Source organism: Bacteroides sp. CAG:633 (genome assembly GCF_000435115.1).
GTDB lineage: Bacteria > Bacteroidota > Bacteroidia > Bacteroidales > Bacteroidaceae > Bacteroides > Bacteroides ndongoniae.
This window is the reverse complement of record NZ_FR883005.1, coordinates 1-5,390: the sequence shown is the minus strand read 5'-3', so window position 1 is coordinate 5,390 and position 5,390 is coordinate 1. Positions and strand designations below refer to the sequence as shown.

Below are 5,390 nucleotides of genomic sequence, written 5' to 3'. Positions count from 1 at the left end.
GGTGGAGGAAACGAACCATTACTACCCCTTCGGAGGTGTCTTCGCCAACTCTACGAGTGTACAGCCTTACAAGTACAACGGCAAGGAACTGGACACGAAGAAAGGCCTGAACTGGTATGACTATGGGGCACGGCACTATGATGCGGCGGTAGGAAGATTCCATACAAAAGACCGCTTCGCGGAAAAGTATTATCCAATGTCACCGTATCAGTATGCGGCGAACTGTCCGATGAAGAATATTGATGTGAATGGGGATAGTATTATTATCGCTCCTAATCCGAATGGGTTAATTGATGAAATCAAGTTATGGTTTGGATTTGATACTAAATATCAAAGTCAAGTAAAGGCTGATTTGAAGCAGTTGAAAGATGCAGATTCTATGGTTAAAGATATGATTGAAGGATTGGAAATTTCTGCAAATACAATTGTTATTACAGATATTGCTGACGAAAGACAAGCAAAGGGGCAAAATGGTAATCGTACATATGAAACTTCAAACGGAACGAATAGTTCTTCACAAGAAATAACTGTTGAATATTCTCCTTATAATACTTTGACTAATAATCAAAACGAAAGACCTCCAATCGTCGGATTAGTTCACGAATTGGGGCATGCGGCTGAAATTAGTCGAGGGAATACACTTCCTGTAAACCGGGGGGAGCTCAAAAATGGAAGTATCATGGAACGTTCAAAATTGATGTATAATGAAACTTATCCTATAATAATGGAAAATAGGATACGGAAAGTTTTTAATTTGAATATGCGTAACCCGAAAGGATATTTATACGGGAAGTAATAAACAATGTATTGAATAAGGTTATAGGGTGTTGATTTCAGCATACCTATACCTTATCTTAGTACGAATTTTACTTTGATATGAAATTACTGATTATAGTTTTCATTTTATGCCTTAACATTTCTTGTGCAAGGAAAGAAAATAAGTTAACAAGAGAACAGTATTTAGAAACTCTGATTTTAGATGAATATGAACTATATAAGAATACATCTTACTCATCAAGTTCATCGAACGTGGAGATTCCATTACATATAGTAAATAATGCTACTGATGATACTGCTCTCGTTGTTGCTTCTGTTGAATATCTAGCTGAGAAGTGGCAAAGTAATATGTGCATATTAAGTGATAGCCAAACAATATATTTACTAGCGAGAAGGATGGTCGAAGGATATATATCCGTAGATAGTTTGACTTTTTTAGACCTTAAACGATACGAAGTAACCATACATCCCCAAATTGATTCTCTTTATAAAAAGGGAGGAATAGAGGAATTGTTACAATATTATGTAAACAGTGAGGGTTTCATCTTCAATGTTGAAAACCTCTCAGCAATATCTTATTTAATTTATTTGTTGTATCAATATAATATTTTTGTTAGCACTGGCATTGATTGTGAAGAAGGTTTTTATATCTATGTGCATAAACCTTACTCTGACAGGATGACCGAACTGTTAAACTTCATAAAAATCCAAAAAGTACAGGAACGGCAGGTTGATAACGTAATGAAAAAATAAGGATATGGGAAATAGACAAATGCTCATACAGTTATACTGGCTGTGAATACAGAAAATAGAATCAGGAAAGCAATAGGTGAACCTAAAAGAGTGAAATATGGGAATTATGTTATACCGAAAAAATATTTGCATTAATATCGTATTTTTCTTGTTATTTGCATTTTGCTTGGCTAATTGTAAGGAGAACCCAAAAGGTTCTGATTTTGAAAATAGTAACATTGTGGTAGATCTTATTCATTGTCCCTTTATTGCAATGAATATTGTCCACAAGGATAGTATCTATAAGATAGTAACTGAGGAAAGTGACATCCCTTTGTTTACAACAGAGAAAAGAAGGAATAAACTTTATCCTATCTTTAGAAAAGACACCATTCAAATGGATGACCATTCATTTGATTTATTACAACAAAGATGCCAGTTCGTAATTCCTCAAACACGTATAGATTCTATTTGCAATAGAAATAAGGGAAATTTACTAAATGTACTTTTCACAAAGTACGAGAACCATTATTTTTTGGAGGAATCATTTTCTCAAGCAGAACTTGCTTATTTGATTTATGTATTATTTCAACATCAGATTTATCTAATGACAGACTGCGAAACCGGTGAATTATTTGTTGTAAATCACTAAGCTTTTAATGAAGAGGGGTATCCCCAAAAATAAAAATGAAAGGAATACCCTCGTCTTTTATACTTATGAAAATCAACTATAGCTATTTAGATTACACAATTATTCTATCTCCCCCAGTTTTGCATGATTAGAAATAGATACTTCGACTACCAATACTATTAAAAACAATAATCATACAATCAATCCTTGATTCAGAAAAGTTCCTGCTTCAAGGATTGATTTTTATCCGCCACCTCCGCGGCTGGCTGACAGCCATCATCAGCAGCCCCTTAGTTAGCATCACAGACTACAGAACAACTTCACAAAGATGGGGACGCTCAAGTCGATCAGGATGCCATGAAAGATGGCTATCGGCATCATCTCCTTCCCCGAACAACGGGCGATGGAAGGCAGAAGGACGTCCATCGAATTAACACCTGCTGCCGAAATAGGTGCCAGACGGCCAAAGTATTTCCGTATCAGCGGTGCGCCTACCAGCGACATCATCTCGCGGATAATATTGCTCAGCAAAGCAATCGTACCCAGCTCGGTAGCCAGTTGCAGGCCGATAGAGGGCTCCTTGAACTGAGTGATCAGGATGGACGACAGCGAATAGTATGCGAATCCACTGCCCACTGCCATGCAATCGAACACGCTCCACTGGCTCAACAGCAAGCTGGCAATGGCCGAAAAAATCAGTGTACCGGTAATGGTGGCCAACGGAACCAGCAGCATCTTCGGACTTAGCTGCTTCAGCTCACTGCGCAAAACTTTATTACTGCCCAGTCCGATGCCCACCTGCAACATCAGCGCATAAAGGATACAAAGCGACCAGTTGTGCATATCAGCCTCCGGATGCCAGTAAGTTCCTGCCAGACATCCCACGGCAAAAATGGCAATAACGATCAGACTATTCTTCATTTCTTTCCTCTCCTTTCTTGAAAAACAATTGAAATACAATACGGGCTGCCACGATGCTGCCACTCAAACTTAAAACGGCCAGTATAGCTGCCTGCCATCCGAATCGTCCCAAATTGTCCACAATCAGACGATTCGACCCGATGGACAATCCCAACACAAAAAGCAAGGCAAATACGGTCAGCGAAGTAGTTTTCTCAATCTTCTGAAGAAACTTTCCTTCGTGCAGAAAATGGCCGATAACAAAACCAGCCAACATAGTAGATATAATGCTGAACATAACTTTTGATTACAAGAAAAAAGTTGTGGTAAATTTTATAGCACACACATCATCGGATCCCGATGTAAAGCAGGACCTGAATAGGTAACTCCCCCTCTGTCTGCAATAAAGACAGGAAGGAGGAGATTATAAAAAAATTACATGGAGAGTCGGACTTAGATAAAACCACTGAACCAGTGCACATGCACCGTCTGCTGGCTGTCTGTACCATTCTGCTGGCAGACAGGCCGATAGAACGCGTAAAAAGTATAATTCATCATCTGGTTCATAAGTTTCTTTCTGTTTTCGGCGGCAAAGGTAGAACTTTTCTGCATATATTCCAAATAAATATTCATTTTTAATTGCGCCACTAACTTTTTCAGGTTTAGTATTTACTAATGGGCACTCGGATTACCTTCCACGGTATATTTCCATATAATCCCACACCTAAAGCAGAAGAAACTACTCTCAAAACTTTCTACACCGGCTGCCGGCAGCTTAAAAACTTTCTTCCGAACATTTGTGTATCTGGTACGCATGACGTAATTTTGGCACAATTTACAATCATACCAATGCGCATTACCAATCAAGGAAATCTGACGGAAGGAAGCATTACGGGAACCATGCTCCGCTTTGCTTTTCCGCTGATGCTGGGCAACCTGCTACAGCAGTGCTACAACATTGCCGATACGCTTATCGTTGGCCGCGTACTGGGTGCACAGGCACTGGCCGCGGTAGGCTCGTCGTATGCCCTCATCATATTTGTGACGTCTGTCTTTATCGGTCTTTGCATGGGATGCAGCGCTGTGTTCTCCATGCAATATGGCGCACGCGATCTGGCAGCCATGCGGCGCAGCATCTTTTCCGCCATGCTGATTGTCGGTGGTGTCACCCTCCTGCTCAACATTATATCGCTGGCCTTTCTGACTCCTATCATCCGCCTGCTGCAAACACCGGCCGAAGTCGAACAGATAACCTACCGCTATCTGTTTATCGTCTTTCTGGGCATGATACCGGTCTGCATCTACAACTTCTATGCTTTTCTGCTCCGTGCCATAGGCAATTCGGTCATACCACTGGTATTTCTGCTGGTATCGGTTGTTCTCAACATCGGGCTCGACCTTGCCCTGATGCTTGGTCTGGGCATGGGAGTGGAAGGAGCTGCCTGGGCCACGGTAATAGCGCAAACCGTAGCCGCCATAGGGCTGTATGCCTACACACACAGCCATTTCCCCGAACTTCGGCTGTCGCAAGCCGACCGCGTGACCGACTTCCGTTCCATCCGCCGCATCGCTTCCTACTCGTTCCTGACGTGTGTGCAGCAATCGGTCATGAACTTCGGCATCCTGATGGTGCAAGGCCTAGTCAATACGTTTGGCACCGCCGTCATGGCTGCCTTCGCCGCAGCGGTCAAGATAGACTCTTTCGCCTACATGCCCGTGCAGGATTTTGGCAACGCCTTCTCCACCTTCATCGCCCAGAACTACGGTGCCGGCCGGCACGAACGCATCCGTCGTGGCATCCGCAGCGCCGTGGTGCTGACTACCGTTTTCGCCCTGCTGGTTTCGGCTGCCGTCTTTGTCTTGTCGCCATGGCTGATGTCGCTGTTTGTTCCACCCTCCGAAACCGGCATCATCGCCATAGGCGTAGAGTATCTCCGCATCGAAGGCAGCTTCTATGTAGGCATCGGCTACCTGTTTCTGCTCTACGGTTTCTACCGTGCCGTAGCCCTACCCTCCATGTCGGTAGTTCTGACCGTCATTTCACTGGGCAGCCGCGTGTTACTGGCCTACGTGCTGGCAGCCATTCCTTCGGTGGGCTACACCGGCATCTGGTGGTCGGTACCCATTGGCTGGGCACTGGCCGACGTGGCTGGCGTATGGTACTACCGGCGAAAACTGTCCGACCGGCTGCGCCCAACAGACTGCACAGCATCGTGTTCACCCTAATCATCCGTTCACTCATGAGAAAAGTAATTCTTGCCATTGATTCCTTTAAAGGCTGCCTCAGTTCGAAAGAGGCTGAAACAGCCGCCGCACAGGGCATACGCCACGCATTCCCCACGTGCGAAAC

The 5,390-nt window shown here is 43.4% G+C and carries 8 protein-coding genes; 5 read left to right on the top strand and 3 right to left on the bottom strand.

Translation table 11 applies throughout. The features are described from left to right. The 3 genes from QVP67_RS02770 to QVP67_RS02760 form a co-directional block, all read left to right on the top strand. On the top strand, positions 1–796 hold a 796-nt coding region (locus QVP67_RS02770), incomplete at its 5' end, for an RHS repeat-associated core domain-containing protein (protein ID WP_288179831.1). Positions 797–876: 80 nt separating this feature from the next. Next, positions 877–1,530, top strand: coding sequence for a hypothetical protein (locus tag QVP67_RS02765; protein ID WP_288179830.1), 654 nt, complete (start codon positions 877–879; stop codon positions 1,528–1,530). Between the two features lie 97 nt (positions 1,531–1,627). After that, complete coding sequence (locus QVP67_RS02760; RefSeq protein ID WP_022162026.1) at positions 1,628–2,161, top strand: hypothetical protein; 534 nt, start codon at positions 1,628–1,630, stop codon at positions 2,159–2,161. A 279-nt stretch (positions 2,162–2,440) separates the two neighbouring features. Here the strand turns inward: QVP67_RS02760 and QVP67_RS02755 are convergent, their stop codons facing one another. The 3 genes from QVP67_RS02755 to QVP67_RS02745 form a co-directional block, all read right to left on the bottom strand. Beyond that, positions 2,441–3,061: a lysine exporter LysO family protein gene (locus tag QVP67_RS02755; RefSeq protein ID WP_022162025.1), complete on the bottom strand. Its 621-nt coding sequence runs from the start codon at positions 3,059–3,061 to the stop codon at positions 2,441–2,443. Continuing rightward, positions 3,051–3,338 (bottom strand): LysO family transporter, encoded by a 288-nt coding sequence (locus tag QVP67_RS02750; protein ID WP_022162024.1) that lies wholly within the window; start codon positions 3,336–3,338, stop codon positions 3,051–3,053. Before QVP67_RS02750 ends, QVP67_RS02755 begins: the two co-directional genes overlap by 11 nt. Positions 3,339–3,493: 155 nt before the next feature. Next, entirely contained in the window at positions 3,494–3,673 is a 180-nt protein-coding gene (locus tag QVP67_RS02745) for a hypothetical protein (protein WP_288179829.1), read from the bottom strand. Positions 3,674–3,895: 222 nt separating this feature from the next. Here QVP67_RS02745 and QVP67_RS02740 point away from each other — a divergent pair, with 222 nt between their 5' ends. Together QVP67_RS02740 and QVP67_RS02735 are read left to right on the top strand one after the other, a co-directional pair. After that, positions 3,896–5,266, top strand: coding sequence for an MATE family efflux transporter (locus QVP67_RS02740; RefSeq protein WP_288179833.1), 1,371 nt, complete (start codon positions 3,896–3,898; stop codon positions 5,264–5,266). 14 nt (positions 5,267–5,280) lie between these two features. Continuing rightward, a partial coding sequence (locus tag QVP67_RS02735; protein ID WP_288179832.1) for a glycerate kinase occupies positions 5,281–5,390 on the top strand: 110 nt, incomplete at its 3' end.

Excerpts from the sequence above, each read along its gene's own strand:
- QVP67_RS02765 (WP_288179830.1), top strand. The coding sequence starts at position 877 with ATGAAATTACTGATTATAGTTTTCATTTTATGCCTTAACATTTCTTGT.
- QVP67_RS02760 (WP_022162026.1), top strand. The coding sequence starts at position 1,628 with ATGGGAATTATGTTATACCGAAAAAATATTTGCATTAATATCGTATTT.
- QVP67_RS02755 (WP_022162025.1), bottom strand. The coding sequence starts at position 3,061 with ATGAAGAATAGTCTGATCGTTATTGCCATTTTTGCCGTGGGATGTCTG.
- QVP67_RS02750 (WP_022162024.1), bottom strand. The coding sequence starts at position 3,338 with ATGTTCAGCATTATATCTACTATGTTGGCTGGTTTTGTTATCGGCCAT.
- QVP67_RS02745 (WP_288179829.1), bottom strand. The coding sequence starts at position 3,673 with ATGAATATTTATTTGGAATATATGCAGAAAAGTTCTACCTTTGCCGCC.